Source organism: Amycolatopsis sp. NPDC048633 (assembly GCF_040650695.1).
Taxonomy (GTDB): Bacteria; Actinomycetota; Actinomycetes; order Mycobacteriales; family Pseudonocardiaceae; genus Amycolatopsis.
In genome coordinates this window covers 17,936-36,385 of sequence record NZ_JBEZHS010000056.1, presented here as the reverse complement: position 1 = coordinate 36,385, position 18,450 = coordinate 17,936, and the positions used below count along the sequence as shown (strand labels likewise).

17 protein-coding genes are annotated in these 18,450 nt (G+C 73.3%); 9 read left to right on the top strand and 8 right to left on the bottom strand.

What is annotated here, in order from left to right:
• Window positions 1-1,180, bottom strand: a 1,180-nt coding sequence (locus AB0C38_RS47065) for a Cmx/CmrA family chloramphenicol efflux MFS transporter (RefSeq protein ID WP_360687351.1), incomplete at its 3' end; no start/stop codon positions are given.
• Window positions 1,181-1,247: 67 nt separating this feature from the next.
• Entirely contained in the window at window positions 1,248-1,829 is a 582-nt protein-coding gene (locus AB0C38_RS47060; RefSeq protein ID WP_360687348.1) for a TetR/AcrR family transcriptional regulator, read from the bottom strand.
• Window positions 1,830-1,916: 87 nt separating this feature from the next.
• Here AB0C38_RS47060 and AB0C38_RS47055 point away from each other — a divergent pair, with 87 nt between their 5' ends.
• Window positions 1,917-2,960, top strand: a complete 1,044-nt coding sequence (locus tag AB0C38_RS47055) for a ferrochelatase (RefSeq protein ID WP_360687357.1) — start codon at window positions 1,917-1,919, stop codon at window positions 2,958-2,960.
• A 10-nt stretch (window positions 2,961-2,970) separates the two neighbouring features.
• On the opposite strand, the gene AB0C38_RS47050 is transcribed toward AB0C38_RS47055, so the two are convergent.
• Window positions 2,971-3,627, bottom strand: a complete 657-nt coding sequence (locus AB0C38_RS47050) for a hypothetical protein (RefSeq protein WP_360687345.1) — start codon at window positions 3,625-3,627, stop codon at window positions 2,971-2,973.
• A gap of 19 nt (window positions 3,628-3,646) precedes the next feature.
• On the bottom strand, window positions 3,647-4,444 hold the full coding sequence (locus AB0C38_RS47045) for a hypothetical protein (RefSeq protein ID WP_360687342.1): 798 nt from the start codon (window positions 4,442-4,444) through the stop codon (window positions 3,647-3,649).
• 100 nt (window positions 4,445-4,544) lie between these two features.
• On the opposite strand from AB0C38_RS47045, the gene AB0C38_RS47040 reads away from it, so the two are divergent.
• Together AB0C38_RS47040 and AB0C38_RS47035 are read left to right on the top strand one after the other, a co-directional pair.
• On the top strand, window positions 4,545-5,942 hold the full coding sequence (locus AB0C38_RS47040) for an ATP-binding protein (RefSeq protein WP_360687339.1): 1,398 nt from the start codon (window positions 4,545-4,547) through the stop codon (window positions 5,940-5,942).
• Window positions 5,939-7,903 (top strand): VWA domain-containing protein, encoded by a 1,965-nt coding sequence (locus tag AB0C38_RS47035; RefSeq protein ID WP_360687337.1) that lies wholly within the window; start codon window positions 5,939-5,941, stop codon window positions 7,901-7,903. Before AB0C38_RS47040 ends, AB0C38_RS47035 begins: the two co-directional genes overlap by 4 nt.
• A gap of 277 nt (window positions 7,904-8,180) precedes the next feature.
• Here AB0C38_RS47035 and AB0C38_RS47030 read toward each other — a convergent pair whose 3' ends face one another.
• Complete coding sequence (locus tag AB0C38_RS47030) at window positions 8,181-9,539, bottom strand: hypothetical protein (protein ID WP_360687335.1); 1,359 nt, start codon at window positions 9,537-9,539, stop codon at window positions 8,181-8,183.
• 130 nt (window positions 9,540-9,669) lie between these two features.
• Here AB0C38_RS47030 and AB0C38_RS47025 point away from each other — a divergent pair, with 130 nt between their 5' ends.
• Both AB0C38_RS47025 and mshC read left to right on the top strand, forming a co-directional pair.
• Entirely contained in the window at window positions 9,670-10,428 is a 759-nt protein-coding gene (locus tag AB0C38_RS47025) for a MerR family transcriptional regulator (RefSeq protein WP_360687332.1), read from the top strand.
• A gap of 71 nt (window positions 10,429-10,499) precedes the next feature.
• The gene (mshC, locus tag AB0C38_RS47020) at window positions 10,500-11,738 is read left to right on the top strand and encodes a cysteine--1-D-myo-inosityl 2-amino-2-deoxy-alpha-D-glucopyranoside ligase (protein ID WP_360687329.1); all 1,239 of its coding nucleotides are present in this window, start codon (window positions 10,500-10,502) and stop codon (window positions 11,736-11,738) included.
• 23 nt (window positions 11,739-11,761) lie between these two features.
• Here mshC and AB0C38_RS47015 read toward each other — a convergent pair whose 3' ends face one another.
• Both AB0C38_RS47015 and AB0C38_RS47010 read right to left on the bottom strand, forming a co-directional pair.
• A complete protein-coding gene (locus AB0C38_RS47015; protein WP_360687326.1) occupies window positions 11,762-13,393 on the bottom strand; it encodes an ABC-F family ATP-binding cassette domain-containing protein in 1,632 nt (543 codons plus the stop codon).
• Between the two features lie 158 nt (window positions 13,394-13,551).
• Window positions 13,552-14,028: a MarR family transcriptional regulator gene (locus tag AB0C38_RS47010; protein ID WP_360687354.1), complete on the bottom strand. Its 477-nt coding sequence runs from the start codon at window positions 14,026-14,028 to the stop codon at window positions 13,552-13,554.
• A gap of 157 nt (window positions 14,029-14,185) precedes the next feature.
• Here AB0C38_RS47010 and AB0C38_RS47005 point away from each other — a divergent pair, with 157 nt between their 5' ends.
• From AB0C38_RS47005 to AB0C38_RS46995, 3 genes are all read left to right on the top strand, one after another.
• Window positions 14,186-14,773 carry a helix-turn-helix domain-containing protein gene (locus tag AB0C38_RS47005; protein ID WP_360687323.1) on the top strand — a complete coding sequence of 196 codons (588 nt, stop codon included), beginning with the start codon at window positions 14,186-14,188 and terminating at the stop codon, window positions 14,771-14,773.
• The gene (locus tag AB0C38_RS47000; protein WP_360687320.1) at window positions 14,770-16,005 is read left to right on the top strand and encodes an MFS transporter; all 1,236 of its coding nucleotides are present in this window, start codon (window positions 14,770-14,772) and stop codon (window positions 16,003-16,005) included. The genes AB0C38_RS47005 and AB0C38_RS47000 overlap by 4 nt, the downstream gene beginning before the upstream one ends.
• A gap of 89 nt (window positions 16,006-16,094) precedes the next feature.
• A complete protein-coding gene (locus AB0C38_RS46995; RefSeq protein ID WP_360687317.1) occupies window positions 16,095-16,928 on the top strand; it encodes a metallophosphoesterase in 834 nt (277 codons plus the stop codon).
• On the opposite strand, the gene AB0C38_RS46990 is transcribed toward AB0C38_RS46995, so the two are convergent.
• A complete protein-coding gene (locus AB0C38_RS46990) occupies window positions 16,923-17,474 on the bottom strand; it encodes a CGNR zinc finger domain-containing protein (protein ID WP_360687314.1) in 552 nt (183 codons plus the stop codon). The genes AB0C38_RS46995 and AB0C38_RS46990 overlap by 6 nt on opposite strands.
• Window positions 17,475-17,512: 38 nt before the next feature.
• Here AB0C38_RS46990 and AB0C38_RS46985 point away from each other — a divergent pair, with 38 nt between their 5' ends.
• Complete coding sequence (locus AB0C38_RS46985) at window positions 17,513-18,448, top strand: phosphotriesterase (RefSeq protein WP_360687311.1); 936 nt, start codon at window positions 17,513-17,515, stop codon at window positions 18,446-18,448.
• The last annotated feature ends 2 nt before the right edge of the window (window positions 18,449-18,450 follow it).

The window sequence follows — 18,450 nt, the reverse complement described above, 5'->3', positions numbered from 1 at the left end:
CGGAATAGGCGTAACCCCCGGCGAGGGGTGCCCGGGGGCGGCCGCCGCCCCGCGGCCCCCCCCCCGCGACCGTGAGGGCCACCAGGGTCGCCGCGCCGAGCGCCATTCCCGTCCAGGCGACGCTCGGGAAGCCCAGCCCGGCGCCGATCGCGACCCCGCCGAGCCACGGGCCGATCGTGTTGCCGACGTTGAAGGCCGCGGTCGTGCTGGCGCCGACGAGGGTCGGCGCGTTCCCGGCCACCGCGTACGTGCGGACGTTCAGCGCCGGGTTGGCGCCGAACCCGGCGGCCCCGAAGACGAGCACGGCCGCCACCGCGACACCCGCGTCGGTCGTGAGGGCCAAGACGAGCAGTGATGCCAAGGCGAGCCCGACGCAGCCGTAGAGCGTGGCGAACGGGTGGCGGTCGGCGAGCCGGCCGCCCACGCTGATCCCGATGAGCGCGCCCACGCCGAACAGCGCGAGGACGCCCGGCACCCAGGACTCCGGGAGACCGTCGGTTTCGGTCAGCAGCGGTGCGAAGTAGCTGAACGCGGCGAAGATCATGGCCTGGCACAACGCGATCACGCCGAGCGCGAGCCAGACCCGGCCGCGCCGGTACAGCCGCAGCTCGGTCCGGACGCTCATCCCGCCGCCGGTCGTCTCCGGCACCAGCGCGGCCACTCCGGCCGCCGCGAGCAGCGTCACCGCCGCGACCGCCCAGAACGCCGTCGGCCAGCCCGCGTGCTGGCCGATGAACGTGCCCGCGGGGACGCCCGCGATGTTCGCCACGGTCAGCCCGCCGACCAGCACCGCCATCGCCCGGCCGCGGCGCTCGACGGGCACCAGGGCGATCGTCGTCGCGACGGCGACGGCCCAGAAGCCCGCGCAGGCGAGCGCGGCCACCACTCGCGTCGCGAACAGCAGCGCGTACCCGGTGGAGAGTGCGCCTACGACGTGCGCGGCGAGGAAGACCCCGAGCAGCACCAGGAGCGTCCGGCGGCGGGGGAGCCGCAGGGTGCCGATCGCCAGCAGCGGCGCGCCCACGACCATGCCGATCGCGAAGGCGGAGATCAGCAGCCCGGCGTCGGGGATGCTCACGCCCAGGTCGGCGGCCATCCCGGGGAGCAGGCCGGTGATCATGAACTCGGACGTGCCCAGCGCGAACACGCTGAGCCCGAGGACGAAGACGGCCAGCGGCACGGGTCCTCCTTGGTTGTGTATCGGTCAGTACAAAATTCGGGCAGCGTTCCTTGCTGGGCGGTGTTCTCTATCGGGCGATCGCCGACAGGGCGAGGTCCGCGACGGCGTGCATGGCCTCGCCGCTCGCGCCCCGGCGGGACATCACGCGCAGGCCGGAGATGGTGCTCAACAGGAACTCCGCCACGTCGGCCGGGTCGCGGCCGGGCCGCAGGCTGCCGTCGAGGACGCCTTCCCGCGCGCACTCGGCGAGGAGGGCCAGCTGCTTCTCGGTGTCGCGGCGGAGGGCTTCGCCGATCTCGTCGTCGGGGGTGCCCAGCTCGGCGAGGGTGTTCACGACGAGGCAGCCGCGGCGGCCGTGCTCCAGTTCGTCGTCGACGAGGGCGTCGAACATGGCCGCGATCCGTTCGGTGGCCGTGCCGGGGCTCTCGAGGATGGCTTTCCGGCCGGCGAGCCCTTGACCGCTGTAGTGCGTCAGGGTCCGGTGGAACAGGGCTTTCTTGCTGGTGAAGGTGTTGTAGACGCTGCTGCGCCCGAGCCCGGTGGCCGCGCACAGGTCCTGCGTCGACGTCGCCTCGTAGCCGTGGGTCCAGAACGCGTGCATCGCGCTCTCGACGGCGGCGGTCTCGTCGAACTCCCGTGGCCTGGCCATGTCGTCACGGTACCAGGGTTTTGTACTGGTCGATTCATAACTGGCCCCCGTCAGCGTGCGGGCCGCCACATCGGCAAGATGGACGAGGTGGGATACGACGCGTTGCTGTGGCTTTCGTTCGGCGGTCCGGAAGGGCCTGACGACGTCATGCCGTTCCTCGAGAACGTCACCAGGGGCCGGGGTGTGCCGCGGGAGCGCCTCCTCGAGGTCGCCGAGCACTACCGGCACTTCGGCGGCGTCTCGCCGATCAACAAGCTGAACCGCGACGCGATGGCCGCGGTCGAGAAGCAGCTCGCGGCCGCCGGCGTGGACCTGCCGGTGCACTTCGGCAACCGCAACTGGCACCCGATGGTCGAGGACACCCTGGCGTCGCTGACCTCGGAGGGGGCAAAGCGCGTTCTGGTGTTCCCGACGAGCGCGTACGGCGGCTACTCGGCGTGCCGCCAGTACGACGAGGACATCGAGCGCGCCCGCGCGGCGGTCGGCCCCGATGCCCCCGAAATGGTGAAGCTGCGCCAGTTCTTCGACCACCCGCTGTTCGTCTCGGCGGTCGCGGACGGCGTGCGCGCGGCCCACGCGTCGCTGGGTGACGCACCCGGGATCCGCACGGTGTTCACGGCTCACTCGGTCCCATCGAGCGCGGACGCTGCTTCGGGTCCGCCCTCCGGCGGCGGCCGCCGGTACTCCCGCCAGATCGCCGAGGCGGCTCGCCTGGTCGCGGCCGAAGCGGGCATCTCGGACTACGACGTGGTCTGGCAGTCGCGCTCGGGGCCGCCACAGGTGCCGTGGCTGGAGCCGGACATCGTCGACCACATCGACGCGCTGCACGAGTCGGGGGTGACCGGGGTCGTCGTCTCGCCGATCGGGTTCGTCTCGGACCACCTCGAGGTGATCTGGGACCTCGACAACGAGGCGGCCGAGCGGGCGGCGGAGCACGGAATGGCGTTCGCCCGCGCGGCGACGGCGGGTTCGGACCCGAGGTTCGCGGAGCTGGTGGTGGAGCTGGTCCGCGAGCACACGCACGGAGTGGAGCCGCGCAAGCTGTCCTCGTTCCCGGCGGCGGGCTGCACGGTGAACGGCGCGCCGTGCGCGGTGGGCTGCTGCGAACCGGCCAAGCGCCCGGCCCGCTGAGCCCGGCGGGTCACGCCGCCGGTTCGTGCCAGGGAAATCCGTCCGGGTCGGCGGCCACCCGGGCCGCCAGGTCTTCGTCGACGTGCCCGTGGACGTCGTCCCGGAAGGGAAAGTCTTCCGGCCCGACCGTGAGCTTCGCGACCGGCCGCACCGGCACCGGGCTCGCGACCTGGACCGGCCGGATCCCGCCGTTCGGGGGTTCGAGCTCGAAGGTGGCGGCCGGCAGCAGGTACACGGTGCCGGTCCGCCACGGCCGCAGAGCCAGGGCCGGCGCGCTGATCGAGAAGTAGTACCGCGCCTCGCCGCCGAAGCGGACGCACCCGTTGCACATCAAGGGCACGCGGGCGCGGTCCAGGACCGCGTAGAAAACCGGCCAGACACCGTCGGCCGCCGCGAACACCGCGTGCCGGCCGCCGAAAGCGGTCGGATCGTCGGGGGTGCGGGGCGTGAACTCGGCGATACCGGGATTGCCCGAGCCGTGCAGGACGTGCTCCGCCCGGTCCGCGGCGTGGCACAGGAACTGCCACTTCGGTGCGTCGACCCGGTAGTCGATCGGCCGGTCCGGCCCGGCCGCGATCGCGCGGTCCAGGACTTCGTCGAACTCGGCGCGCAGCGCCCGGGACGTCGGCGCGACCGGCCGGGGCAGCCAGTAGGCGGGCAGCTCCACCGAGCCGAGGCTACGCGCGTCAGCCTTCGCGAGCCGTCTGCTCGGCGAACACCCGCACCGCCTCGTTGACCGCCGCGCACCGGGCCGTCCGGACCGCGTCCGACAGTGGTCGTAGCGCCTCGGCCCGCAACGACGAAGCCGATGCCGACAGTGCTCCGCCCGGGTCGTCCGACGAGGCGATCGCCAGGATCGCCGCGATCTCCTCCGCCCGCTGCAGCACCCGCAACGAGCGCCCCGGGGTGCCCGCCGGCCAGTCGACGTCCGGCCGGGACCGCAGGTGCGCCGACAGCTCGGCCCGCACTCCCGGCCGGTCCGAAGCCACGTCCAGTGCCTGCAGCGCCCCCGCGCTGTTGCGGATCGCGTCCGTCAGCCCGTGCTCGGCGTCCGCCAGCCCGACGTACTCGGGCGCGGCCGCCGGGGACAGCGAGAAGACCGTCCAGCGCACCAGGCCCTCGGCGATCGGCTGCGGCACCAGCCCGAAGCCGAGCTCCGGGAGGACCACCGCGTCGCCCGCGCGCAGCGCCGCCTCCGCGAACGGACCGGCGCCGCCGAGGCCGCGGACGTCGCCCGGGACCGGGAGCACCAGCCGCATGCTTTTCGCTCCCTGCGAACGCAGCGCCATCAGCAGCTGGACCGGGGTGGCCGCGCGGTTGAACGCCAGCGGCAGCGTGAACGCCTCGGCCGCGGCGGCGTCGGCCGCCACGACGTCGTGGGCTTCACCCCACGCGAGCAGGGCGTCGAGGACATCGTCGGACGCGGCGGCTCCGTTCAGCCACGCGGAGGACCAGACGGCGAAGGTCGCACTGGGACGGCACACGACGCCCTATTTTACCGGGCCCTCCCACACTCCGGCAGCGCGCCCACGCTGGAGTGGCTCCACATCGACGGGCCGCCGATCCGGCAGTAGCGTCGAACGGGTGAACGCAGTTCCAGACGCACTTCCCCGCACCGCCGGGGCCCTGCGCGCGGCCGGGTACGAGCCCCGCCCGATCGCGCGAGAGATCCACGACAACCTGCTGACCGCCCTCCGCACGGGGGTCGACGCCTGGCCGGGCATCGTCGGGTTCTCCCGCACCGTGCTCCCGCAGCTCGAACGCGCGCTGCTGGCCGGGCACGACGTCGTCCTGCTCGGCGAACGCGGGCAGGGCAAGACCCGCCTGCTCCGCACCCTCTCCGGGCTCCTCGACGAGTGGACGCCCGTCATCGAGGGCTCCGAGCTGGGCGAACACCCGCTGCAGCCGATCACGCCCGCCTCCATCCGGCGTGCCGCCGAGCTCGGGGACGAGCTGCCGGTCGCCTGGCGCCACCGCTCCGAGCGCTACACCGAGAAGCTCGCCACGCCGGACACCTCGGTCGGCGACCTGATCGGCGACGTCGACCCGGTGAAGGTCGCCGAGGGCCGCAGCCTGGGTGACCCCGAGACCATCCACTTCGGCCTGGTCCCGCGCGCCCACCGCGGCATCGTCGCGATCAACGAGCTGCCCGACCTCGCCGAGCGCATCCAGGTCGCGCTGCTGAACGTGATGGAGGAGCGCGACATCCAGGTCCGCGGCTACACGCTGCGGCTGCCCCTGGACGTCCTGCTCGTCGCCACCGCGAACCCCGAGGACTACACCAACCGCGGCCGGATCATCACCCCGCTCAAGGACCGCTTCGGCGCCGAGATCCGCACCCACTACCCCCTCGACGTGGAGTCGGAGGTGGCCGTCGTCCGGCAGGAAGCCCACCTGGTCGCCGAAGTCGGCGAGCCGCTGCTGGAGGTCATCGCCCGGTTCGTCCGGAACCTCCGGGAATCGCCGGTCATCGACCAGCGCTCCGGCGTCTCGGCGCGGTTCGCCGTCGCCGCGGCGGAAACAGTGGCCGCGGCGGCGTTGCGACGCGCGGCGCTGACCGGGGAGGAGCCCGCCGTGGCCCGCCCCGTCGACCTCGACGCCGTCCCGTCGGTGCTGCGCGGCAAGATCGAGTTCGAGCCCGGCGAAGAAGGTCGCGAGGTCGAACACCTCGTGCACCTGCTGCGCCGTGCGATCGCCGAGACCGCCCGCGAGCGGTTCGCGGGCCTCGACCTGCGGCCGCTGGCCGACGCGGTCGCCGAAGGACACCTGGTCGCCACCGGCGAGCGCGTGCCGGGCGCGGACGTCCTGAAGGCCCTGCCTGAGCTCCCGGTGCTGCACGAGGTCGCGCAGCGCGCCGGCGTCTCACCCGACGAACCGGCCGGGCGCATCGCGGCCGCCGTCGAGCTCGCCCTCGAATCGCTGTTCCTGGCCCGGCGGCTCGCCAAGGACTCCGACGACACGACGACCGTCTACGGCCGATGACCGCGGTCCCGCTTCCCGACGGCTACTCCTACGGCCCGTGGCACGACGGGCCCGACCCGCTCGCGCCGCCGGCCGACCTGCGCGACGCGCTCGACGAGATCGGCCGCGAGGTGATGGCCGGGGCGTCGCCGCGGTCCGCGCTGGAGGAGCTGCTCCGGCGCGGCACGGAGCGCACCTCGGGCCTGGACGAGCTGACCCGGCGCCTGTGGCAGCGCCGGTCGCAGATCCAGCGGCGCAACAACCTCGACGGCACCCTGCAGGAGGTCCAGCGCCTGCTGTCCGACGCCCTCGACGCCGAACGGCGCGAGCTGTTCCCGGACCCGGACGACGACGCCCGCTTCCGGGAGGCGCAGCTCGACGCGCTGCCGCCGGGCACCGCGGCGGCCGTCAACGAGCTTTCCGAGTACGACTGGCGCTCGGAGCAGGGCCGGGAGAACTACCAGAAGATCCGGGACCTGCTCGGCCAGGAGCTGATGGAGTCGCGCTTCCAGGGCATGAAGCAGGCGCTGCAGAACGCCGGTCCCGAGGACGTCGAGCGGATCAACGAGATGCTCTCCGACCTCAACGACCTGCTCGCCTCCCACGCTCAGGGCGCCGAGGACATCCAGGAGCGCTTCGACGACTTCATGGCCAAGCACGGGGAGTTCTTCCCGGAGAACCCGCGGAACGTCGAAGAGCTGATCGACGCGCTCGCCGAGCGGTCCGCGGCGGCCCAGCGGATGCTCAACTCGATGTCGGCCGAGCAGCGCGCGGAGCTGGCCGAGCTGACCCAGCAGGCGTTCGGCGACCCGCGGCTGGCGCAGCAGCTGTCCCAGCTGGACAGTCAGCTGCGGGCGGCGCGGCCGGGAGAGGACTGGACGGGTTCGGAGCGCTTCCGCGGCAAGAACCCCTTGGGCATGGGCGAAGGCGCCCAGGCGATGGCGGATCTCGCGGAGCTGGACGCGCTGGCCGAGCAGCTCGGCCAGTCCTACCCCGGCGCGCGGCTGGAGGACATCGACCTGGAGTCGCTCGAACGCCAGCTCGGCAAGGACGCCGGCGTCGACGCCCGGCGACTGTCCGAACTGGAGCGTGAGCTGCGTCGCCAGGGCCTGTTCGAACGGGCCGCCGACGGGACGCTCCGGTTGTCGCCCAAGGCGTTGCGGCGCCTGGGCGAGACGGCGCTGTCCGACATCGTGAACGCGTTGCGCGGCAAGACCGGCGACCGCGAGACCGAGTCGGCGGGCGCGGCCGGCGAGCCGACCGGCGCGTCGCGGCCGTGGCGGTTCGGGGACATGCAGCCCTGGGACGTGCCGCGGACGATCCGCAACGCCGTGCTGCGGTCGGTTTCGGTGGGGGAGAGCGCGGTCCGGCTGGACGTCGAGGACGTCGAAGTGGTCGAGACCGAGCACCGGTCCCGGGCGGCGGTGGCGCTGCTGGTCGACACGTCGTGGTCGATGGTGCAGGAGGGCCGCTGGCTGCCGATGAAGCGCACCGCGCTCGCGCTGCACCAGCTGATCAGCACCCGCTTCCGCAACGACGCGCTGCAGCTGATCACGTTCGGGCGCCACGCGATGCCGGTGGAGCTGCCGGAGCTGATCGGGCTGGAGGGCGCGTGGGAGCAGGGCACGAACGCCCACCACGCGCTGTTGCTGGCCGGGCAGCACCTGCGCCGCCACCCCGACGCCCAGCCGGTGGTCCTGATGGTCACCGACGGCGAGCCGACCGCCCACCTGGAACCGGACGGCGAAGCCGTCTTCGACTACCCGCCCCAGCCCCGGACCCTCCACAAGACACTGTCCGAAGTGGACCGGCTGGCCAAGCTGGGCGCATCGGTGACGGTGTTCCGCCTCGGCGACGACCCGAGGTTGACGGCGTTCGTGGACGTGATCGCGCGCCGCTCGGGTGGCCGGGTGGTCGCACCGGACCTCGACGGCCTCGGCGCCGCGGTGGTCGGGGACTACCTCCGCACCCGGCGCCGCTGACGCGCGATCGGCGGGCCCTGGTCGGGTGGGCGGCGGCGGGTTTCGGTGCTGCGGCGGTGGGGCGGACCCGGCGGCGCTGATGCGTGGCCGGCGGGGAACCTGGTCGGGCAGGCGGCGGGCCGCACCCAGCGGCGATTTCTGTGCGATCGGTGGGACCTGGTCGGGTGCACCACACCGGGCTTCGGTGCCGCGGCGGTGGGGAGCGCCCGGCGGGGTTGAACCGCGATCGGCGGGAACCTGGTCGGGCTGGCGGCGGCGGGTCGAGCCCGATCGCCGGTCAGCCGGCGCGGGGAACCCGCTCGCCCGCCCGATACAGGGACCGCGCGGCGAGGGCGGTGTCCTCGTGCCCGGCGGGGAGGTACGCGTGGTGGTCCGCGAGCACCTCGCGGCCGAGCGCGCGGGCCTGGGCGAGCGCACCCGCGTCGGCCAGGACGTCCACCGAATGGCGCCGCAGCCGCAGGATCCGGCCGAGCCGCGGAGTCAGCGAGGCCGACGGCAGCGCCCGGAAGTGCCGCCACAGCGCGGCGGCGTGATCGGCGAGGTCCACTTCCGCGTCGCCGCCCTCGACCACGTCGAACGCCTGGTCCAGGGCCGGGGCCAGCCGCTCTTCCGCGTGCAGCCGGCCGAGCACCGCTCGCTGGGTCAGGCGGTGCATCACGACCGTGCCGCCGCGGACGTCGAACTCCGCCAGAGAGGCGTCGGCGAGACCGGCGAGCGCCGCGTCCACCGCCACCGGGTCGGGCCCGGCGCGGTGGACCAGCGCGCGGCGCGTGCCCCGCGAAGCGAGCACGGCGAGCAGTTCGGCGATGACCAGGGCCCGGCTGTCCCGCGCGGCCACCATCCGCAGCGCGGCGAGCGTGGTGTCCTCGACGCACGCCGGGTGGGTCTCGCCCGGCTCCCGCTCCAGCGGCGGCGTGTGCGGCCGCCGGTCGAGATAGCCCGCGAGGCCCTGGCGCCGGATCAGCGCGCCCGCCTGGGCCAGTGCGAGCGGCAGGCAGCCCAGCTCCCGCGCGACGTCCGAAGTGGCCTCAGTGGCCTCATCGGGTTCCCCGCCCGCTCGCGCGCCGAGGAACCGGGTCGCTTCGGCCTCGTCGAACCCGCCGACCAGGACCGTGCCGCCGAGGATCTCGAAGTCCGGCACGGTGGTCGTGACGAGCACCCGGCACCGGGCGGGCAACCACCGGTTGAGCGCGTCCGGGTCGGTCGCGCCGTCGAAGACCACCACCGCGTCGTCGAGACCGTCCAGCCACGCCAAGCCCGCGCGGGCGGCCGCTTCGGCGTCGGAACCGGCTGCCCCGGCCAATTCCGCGTATGCCAGGACGGCGTTCCCCGGCGCTTCCGCCGCGACCCAGACCACCGGCGAGCGGCTGTCCCGGGCATACGCGGCGGCCAGGTGGGTCTTGCCCACGCCGTTGCCGCCGAGCAGGACGCAGAACCGGCCGGCGCCGAAAGCGTCCTCGATCCGGGCCAGCAGCGCGGCGCGGCGCACGGCGGACAGCGGTTCGCGAGGAACGTCACCGTGCACCGCCGGGACGCCGGGAGCCGGCCGCTTCCGGCGCCGGCGCAGACCGAAGAGGACCGCCGCGACCAGGACGATCACGGCGCCCGCGCTGCCCACCGCGACCTCCGGCCTCATCGAGCCAGGCTAACCGCGCTCGCCGGAGCGTGACGGCTACGGAAGGGTGACGCTTGACCCTCACGTCGCGTGAGGCGTCACCGTGATCACCGGAAGGGCCACAACGGCCGGAGAGGACGAAGGGAAACCGATGGGACATCCCGTGGGCAAGGTCGCTGCACTGGCCGGGATCACCGTCCGGACGCTGCACCACTACGACGAGATCGGCCTGCTCAGCCCGAGCGGCCGGACGGGCTCGGGGTACCGCAGCTACGACGACGACGATCTCGACCGGCTGCAGCGCATCCTGTTCTACCGGGAGCTCGGGTTTCCCCTCGAGACGATCGCGACCCTCGTCGACGACCCGGGCACCGACGCCGGCGCGCACCTGGAACGGCAGCGGGAGCTGCTGGTGGCGCGCATCGGCGAGCTCGGGCGGATGGTCGCGGCCGTCGATCGCGCGATGGAGGCGAGAGCCATGGGCAACGCACTGACGCCCGAGGAGAAGTTCGAAGTGTTCGGCGGGTTCCGCGAGCCGGACGGCTACGCGGAAGAGGCCGCGAGGCGATGGGGCGACACCCCCGAGTGGCAGGGCGCGACCCCACCGTCCAAGGAGGACCTGGCGGCCGGGGAAGCGTTGCGGCAGGACTGGGTCCGCCGCCTCACCGCACTGCGGGACGCGGGTGGCGCACCGGACAGCACCGAGGCGACGGACCTCGCCGAGGAGCACCGGGCCATGCTCGCCCGCGTCATGGGGGAGTGCTCCTACGAGACGCAGCGGCGGATCGGTGAGCTGTACGTCACCGAACCGGTACAGCTCGGGTTCCTGATCCGGGAGGACGAGCAGCGGCCCGGCGCCGGGGAGTTCGTCCGCGACGCCATCGTGGCGAACGTCGCACGCCGGCAGTAGCCGCTGCTCCACGTGGGGGAGCAGTCCCACCGGGCGGGAGGGTGCCGGAGCGAACGCTTACAGTCGAGGGTATGCAGACTTGGTCAACGGTCGACGTGCCCCGCATCCCCGGCACCCCCCGCCCGCTGCGGCTCCACGACACGGCCACCGGGCAGATCCGCCCGACCGCGCCCGGCGCCACCGCCCGGATGTACGTCTGCGGCATCACGCCCTACGACGCGACGCATCTGGGGCACGCCGCGACGTACCTGGCCTTCGACCTGGTGAACCGCATCTGGCGGGACAACGGGCACGACGTCCACTACGTGCAGAACGTGACGGACATCGACGAGCCGCTGCTCGAGCGGGCCCAGCGCGACCAGGACGACTGGGTCGTGCTGGGCATGCGCGAGACCGCCCTGTTCCGCGAGGACATGACCGCGCTGCGTGTACTGCCGCCGAAGCAGTTCGTCGGCGCGGTGGAAAGCATCCCGGAGATCGTCGAGGTCATCGCGAAGCTGCTCGCGAACGGCGCTGCCTACCGCGCGGATGACCCGGAGTTCCCGGACGTCTACTTCGACCACACGGCGACCGGCAAGTTCGGCTACGAGTCGAACTACGACGAGCCGACCATGACGAAGTTCTTCGCCGAGCGCGGCGGCGACCCCGGCCGCGCCGGCAAGCGCCACCCGCTGGACGCGCTGCTGTGGCGCGTGGCCCGAGAGGGCGAGCCGTCGTGGGAGTCCGAGCTGGGCGCGGGCCGCCCCGGCTGGCACATCGAGTGCAGCGCGATCGCGGTCAACCGGTTGGGGCTGGGGTTCGACCTCCAGGGCGGCGGCTCCGACCTCATCTTCCCGCACCACGAGTACAGCGCGGCGCACGCCGAAGCCGTCGCCAAGGACGGCCAGTTCGCCCGTCACTACGTGCACGCCGGGATGATCGGCCTCGACGGCGAGAAGATGTCGAAGTCGCGCGGGAACCTGGTGTTCGTCTCGCGGCTGCGGGCCGACCAGGTCGACCCGGGCGCGATCCGGTTGGCGCTGTTCGCCGGCCACTACCGCGCCGACCGCGCCTGGACGGCCGACCTGCTGACCGAGGCCGAGACCCGGCTGGCTCGCTGGCGGGAAGCCGTCTCCCTCTCGACCGGCCCGTCCGCCGAGGACACGATCACGCGGCTGCGCGACCACCTCTCCGACGACCTCGACACACCGAAGGCCCTGGCCGCGATCGACGCGTGGGCGAACGAGACCCTGCGCCGCGACGGCACGGACCCGGCGGCGCCGGGCCTGATCCGCATCGCCGTCGACGCGCTGCTCGGCATCACCCTCTGACGCTTTCAGCTGTGTATAACGGCCTATACGGCGGCGGGTCGGCCGGCGGCCAGTTCCAGGTGGTCACCTGTCCAGTCCCGGCGCAGCCACCGGTCGTGGGACGCGATGACGACCGCGCCCGGCGCCGATTCCAGCGCCGTGAACAGTTCTTCCGCCAGGGTCAGCGAAATGTGGTTCGTCGGCTCGTCCAGCAGCAGGACGTCCGGCGGCTCGGCGAGCAGGATCGCCAGCGCCAGCCGGCGGCGCTGACCCACCGAAAGCGCGCCCACCGGCTGCCGCAGGTCGCGGGACGCCAGCAGGCCGAGGTGGCTCAGCGGGGGTGCGTCCTCGCCGAGCGCGTCCCGGTACGCCCGGGCCGCCGTCCGTTCCGGCTCGGCGAACACGACGTCCTGCTCCAGCAGTCCGACGCGCACGCCGTGTCCGAAGTGGACGGCGCCGCCCGCGGGCGTGAGCTGCCCCGCCAGCACGGCCAGGAGCGTCGACTTCCCGGCGCCGTTCCCGCCGGTGACGAGCAGCCGTGCCGACGCGCCGACGTCCAGCCGCGGCAGGCTCAGCCGCCCCGGCACCTCCAGTGAGCGCACCGAGATCGCGGGTCCGTCACCCGTCGCGTGCCCGGTGAGCTCGGCCCGGAACCGCAGCGGTGCCGGGGGCTTGCGCACCTGGTCGCGTTCCAGGTGCTCGAGCCGCTGCTCGGCGTCGCGCACCCGCCGCGAGATCGTCTTCTGGACGCGGGCGCCCTTGAACTTGTGGATGAACTTGTCGTTGTCGCGCGGTGCCCGGCCGTAAGCGACGTTGCGCGCGGTGACCGCGACGGTCTCCCGCAGCTCTTTCAGCTCCTCCTGTTCCTCGGCGAAGCGCTGTTCCCACCGTGCCCGCTCGGCCTTCTTGTGCCCGAGGTAGTCGGAATAGCTGCCGCCGTAGCGGACCGCGCCGCCGGCCTGGCGGTCGGCCGCGGCCGGGTCGAGGTCGACGATGTCGGTGCAGACCGCGTCGAGGAACACCCGGTCATGTGACGACAGCACCACGATCCCGGTCAGCTCGGCGAGATGGCGTTCCAGGAAGTCCATCGCGGCGTCGTCGAGGTGGTTGGTCGGCTCGTCCAGCAGCAGGGTTTCCGGCCGCCGGATCAGCAGCGCGGCCAGGCCGAGCCGGGAGCGCTGCCCGCCGGACATCGTGCCCAGCCGCCGGTTCGGCTCGATGCCGCCGAGGCCGAGCCCGTCACAGACGAGCTTCGCGCGGCGGTCGGCGTCCCACAGGTCGTGGGCCTGCGCCCATTCCAGGACCCGGCCGTACTCGTCGAGCACGCCCGGATCGTCGGGCCGGTCGGTCATCTCCGCGGTCAGCTCGTCGAGCCGGACCGTGGCGGCGCGGATCTCGGCGAGCGCGTCGTCGAGGACGTCGGCGAAGGTCGCGTCCAGGCCGAACGGCAGCTCCTGCAGCAGGAACCCGACGTCCGGGCCGCGGAGGACCTCGCCGGAGCGCGGTTCTTCCAGCCCGGCGAGCAGCCGCAGCAGCGTGGACTTGCCGGTGCCGTTCTCGCCGACCAGGCCGAGGCGCTGCCCGCCCGACGCGGTCAGCGTGACGCCGTCGAGGACGACGCGGGTGCCGTAGCCGAAGACGACGTCCTTGGCCTGCAAGGGAAAAAGGGTAGACATGTGCGATCACCGGGCCCGGATGAGAAGAAGCGGAAATCCCGCCGGGCGTCGTGGCACGCGGGAGCGTCAGGCTCGACCGGGTGCCGCCTCGGAAGCGGGATGGGCGCGGTTCAGTTCCTCATAGTGGAGCCAGGTTAACGCAACATCCGTAGAGTTAGTCAACTGGTTATGGCGTGGGTCACATTCGGCAGGTTCCCCGACGCCTGTTCGGCGGCCGCGGTGCCGTCGGTGAGGAAACCGACGAGTGCGGTCAGCTGACGGCGGTCCAGGTGGGCGAGCCGCTCGCCGACGAACCGGGCCATCGGCGCGTACAGCTCGGCGAGCTCGGCCATCCGGTCGGGCAGTGGCCGGACGACGAGCCGGCGACGGTCCGCCGGGTCCGGGGCGCGCTCGGCGAGCCGGTGGCGTTCCATCCGGTCGAGCAGCCGCGTGAACGCGCCGGTGGACATCCTGAGCAGCCGGGCGAGCTCGGTCGGGGAGTCGCTGACCCCGCCGTGGAGCAGGTGCAGGCAGTGCAGCTCGGTGGGGGTGACGGCCATCCGCTCGGCCACCGCGGCGTGGAAGAGGGCGGTCGAGCCCACGAACCGGGGGAGGGCGAGGGCGGCGGCGGTGGCGAGTTCGCGCTGGTCGGGCAACATCCATCCAAGTCGGGTGACGAGTCAGTCACTGCCTTGCGCAGTCACTGCCCCGCGAACGATAGCGGAGCTCCTTGACAAACCCGCAGGCGGGACCAACTATGAAAGAGAACTTTCGAAATGACTCTTTCAGATAGACTCCCAGATAGGACGACCGATGGCCGAGCTGCCGCCGCGCAAGCGGATCGAGGACGTCGAGCTGCTGCGCGCGCTGTCGCATCCGCTGCGTTCGGCGCTCCTGAACCACCTGACCGCCGTCGGCCCGCGCACCGCGAGCGAGTGTGCGGAGGCGGTCGGCTCGACCGCGTCCAACTGCAGCTGGCACCTGCGGCAGCTCGCGCAGTACGGCCTGGTCGAGCGGGCGGACGCCGAAGACGGCCGGGAGCGGCCGTGGCGCGCCCGCCAGGTCGGGCTGGAGATGGGGGAGCTGGCTGACGACCCGGCGCACCGGGCGGCCCAGCTCGGCATGGTGGGCGCGACCCTGGGCCACGAGCAGGAGCTGACCCAGCGGTACCTGGACTCGCTCGACGGCCTCGACCCCGCCTGGCGCGCGGCGTCCGGCTTGATTTCGTACGCGCTGCGCGTCACGCCGGAAGAGCTGACCCGGCTGACGACCGCGATCGATGCCCTGGTCCGGCCCTACGTCGGGGCCATCCGGACCGACGCGCCGGCGGGGGCCCACCCGGTGCACGTCGGCCTGCGGGCGTTCCCGCGCATCGAACACTCGGGAAAGGCGGAGGAATGAAGCAGCTGCTGGGGGTTCCGGCGTTCGCGCGGTTGTGGGTGGCCGCGTTCTTCGGCGAGACAGCCGAGTGGATGTTGCAGGTGGCGTTGCCGGTGTACGTCTTCCAGCGCACCGGTTCCGCCGCGACGACGGCGCTGAGCATCGTGCTCGGCCTGCTGCCCGCGGTGCTGCTGAGCCCGGTCGCCGGCGTGGTGGCCGACCGGTGGAACCGGCGGGCGGTGCTGTTCGGCGTCTGCTGCGGGCTGGCCGTCGTCGCGCTGCCGCTGCTGGCCGACCCCGGCATCGTCGTCGTGTACGCGGTGATGGCCGCGCAGGCGGCGCTGGCGTCGGTGTTCGAACCGGCGCGCAACGCCCTGGTGCCGGAGCTGGTCGGCGTCGAGGAGGTCACCGGCGCGAACGGGCTGATGAGCGTGAACGGCAGCGTCGCCCGGCTGGCCGGCGGCTGGGCGGGCGGCGCGCTGCTCGGCTTCGGCGGGCTCTCGCACGTCATCACCGGCTACCTGGCCGTGCTGGCGGTGGCGGCGGCGCTGCTGGCCAAGCCGTTCCGCCGGGTGAGCGCGCCCGCGCCGGCCGCCGCGCCCGAACCGGTCGTGCAGGCCTGGCTCGACGGTCTCCGCGAGCTCACGCACAACCGCCGGCTGTGGCGCACCGGGCTCGCGGTCGTCTTCACCTCGCTGGCGCAGGGCATGTTCCTGGTGCTGTTCGTGGTGTACGTCCTGGACGTGCTGGGCGGCAGCGAAGCCGACGCGGGCCTGTTGCGCGGTGTCCAGGCGATCGGCGGGCTGGCGGCCGGGTTCGCGCTGGCCACGGTGGCGCGGCGGGTGGCACCGGCGATATTGCTCGGCTGGGGTTCGGTCGCGCTGGGCCTCATCTCGGCGGTGATCTGGAACATGTGGCTGGTGACGACGGCACTCGGCCTGTACGTCGGGTTGTTCGTCCTGGTCGGCGCGCCGGGCGTGGCCGCGGGCGCGGGGGTGCTCTCGGAGATCCAGAGCGCGGTGGCGCCGGAGCGGGCGGGCCGGGTGCTGAGCACGGCGTTCGCCGCGATCGCGACGTTCACGACGGTGGGAGCGCTGCTGGCCGGGACGCTGGTCGCGACGACCGGACCGGCGGTGCTGCTGAACATCCAGGCCGGCGTGTACGTGCTGGCGGGGGTGCTCATGCTGGTGCGGCGACGCCCGGCGGCCGGTCCGGTCGCCGAAGTACCCGGGGCGGCCGCCCGGGCCGGGTGACCGGGCGCGATGCCCGTGTCCGTGCGGAAAACACCCGGGATCCGCCGGTTTCGCGCAGGTTCCGCGACCCCGGTGGTTACGGTGGAGGGGTGCCGCACCTCTTCGCCACCAGCGACCTCCACGTGACCCACGAGGGCAACGGCCCGATCCTCGACGACGTCGTCCCGGAGACACCCGGTGACTGGCTGCTCGTCGCCGGGGACGTCGCCGAGCGGGCCGAAGCGACCATCGGGTCCCTGAAGACCCTGCGCGAGCGGTTCGCGAAGGTCGTCTGGGTGCCGGGTAACCACGAGCTGTGGACCACGAAGAACGACGAATGCCAGCTGCGGGGCCAGGCGCGCTACGAGTACCTCGTCGAACAGTGCCGCGAGATCGACGTGCTCACGCCCGAAGACGAGTTCCCGGTCTGGCGCCACGGCGAGCGGCCGCTCACGATCGCGCCGCTCTTCCTGCTCTACGACTACAGCTGGCGGACCCCGGAAGCGGAGGGCAAGTCCCTGGAGGAGGCCCTGAGCCAGGCCCGGGCCGCCGGAGTGGTCTGCACGGACGAGTACTTCCTGCACCCGGACCCGTACCCGAGCCGGCAGGCGTGGTGCGCGGACCGGCTCAAGATCAGCACCGAGCGCCTCGACGCGATCCCCGAGGACCACGGCACGATCCTGATGTCGCACTGGCCGCTGCACCGCCACCCGACGGCGCCGCTGTACTGGCCGGAGTTCGCGCTGTGGTGCGGCACCACGAAGACCGAGGACTGGCACGTCCGCTACCGCGCGGAGATCGCCGTCTACGGCCACCTGCACATCCCGCGGACGACCGAAGCCGACGGCGTGCGGTTCGAAGAGGTGTCGCTCGGCTACCCGCGCGAGTGGCGTAAGCGGGCCCGGGGCGCGGTGCCGATGCGCCGGATCCTCTGGCCCTCATGACCCGGCGCGTCGCCGCTCCCTGAGTGCACGTACCCGCCCTCGGCTGGCACACGCGGGTGACGGGCACCAGCGCCGCCGGCCGCCCGGGTCGGAGAACACCCCGCGGCAGTCCTGCTCCGGGCAGACCCGCAGGTCCTCGCGCAACGGCCCGGTCAGCCAGTCGGCCGCCTGGTGGGCGAGCCTGCCCAGGGCGTCGGCGGTCGTGGGCGGGGCGCTGCGGTGCAACCGGTCGAGCGCGGCCAGGTGGACCGGTTCACTGCCGAAGAACGCCGTCAGCGCCCGCACCTGATCGGCCCGGGGCGCGATCCCGTCGACGGCGCCGAGGGCGAGTTCGCGCAGCGTCTCGCGCAGCCGGTGCGCGTCGGCGAGGTCGGTGTCGCTGACCTGTGCGAGGGGCGTCAGGCCGACCTCGGCGAGCCACTCGGTCAGCCGGGCCGTCGTCGGCATGCGTTCGATCGGCTTGGCGCCGAAGGTGCGGCCCCGGGTGGCCAGGAGGTTCAGCCAGGGGGCGCCGCAGTCGAAGCGGAAGGCGAGATCGTCGGGCACCCTGGCAGTGTAACGGGTGAGGCGTTACGATGGCGGCCATGACTGGGGAACCCAAGGTCCGCACCGTGCTGGGGGACATCGAGCCGGCCGAACTCGGCGTGACGAACTCGCACGACCACCTCTTCTTCGCCTCGAAACTGCTGCCGGGCCAGGAGCTCGACGACCCGACCGCGGCCGCGGAAGCTCTCCTGGACTTCAAGGCGCGCGGCGGCTCGGCGCTCGTCCAGTGGACGCCGTACGGCCTGACGCGGCGGACCCGCGAGCTCGCCTGGATCTCGCGCGAGATCGGTGCCCACGTCGTCGCGGCCACCGGCCTGCACCGTGCGGAGCACTACGCGCCGGCGATCCTCGCCCGGGTGATCGACGGTCTGGCGCGCGAGTTCGTCGCCGACCTGACCGAGGGCACGCAGCCGGCGGACCTGCCGGACGAGCCGCGGACCGGCCCGCGCGCCGGGCTGATCAAGGTGGCCGGGGCATTCCACACGATCGACTCCCACGCCCGGCTGACGATGACCGCCGCGGCCGTCGCCCACGAGGAGACCGGCGCGCCGATCGCCGTGCACCTCGAACTCGGCACGGCGGCCTTGGAGACGGCCGAGCTGCTGTGCGGAAAGCTCGGCGTACCCGCGGACCGGGTGATCCTCGGCCACCTGAACCGCAACCCGGACGTCCGGATCCAGCGGGAGATCGCCGAGACCGGCGTGTTCCTCGGGTTCGACGGCCCGTCCCGGGCCAACCACGCGACCGACTGGCGGCTCTTCGACGGCCTGGAGGCCCTGGTGGAAGCGGGGCACGGTGGCCGGATCCTGCTCGGCGGCGACACGACGACGGCGGCCGCGCTCACCCAGCCCGGCCCGTCCTACCTGCTCACGACGCTGGCACCGCGGCTGACCGAGGTGCTCGGCGGCGACGTCGTCACGGCCATGCTGGTGGCGAACCCCGCCCGGGCGTTCGCCACCAGCTGGCCGGCGTAAGG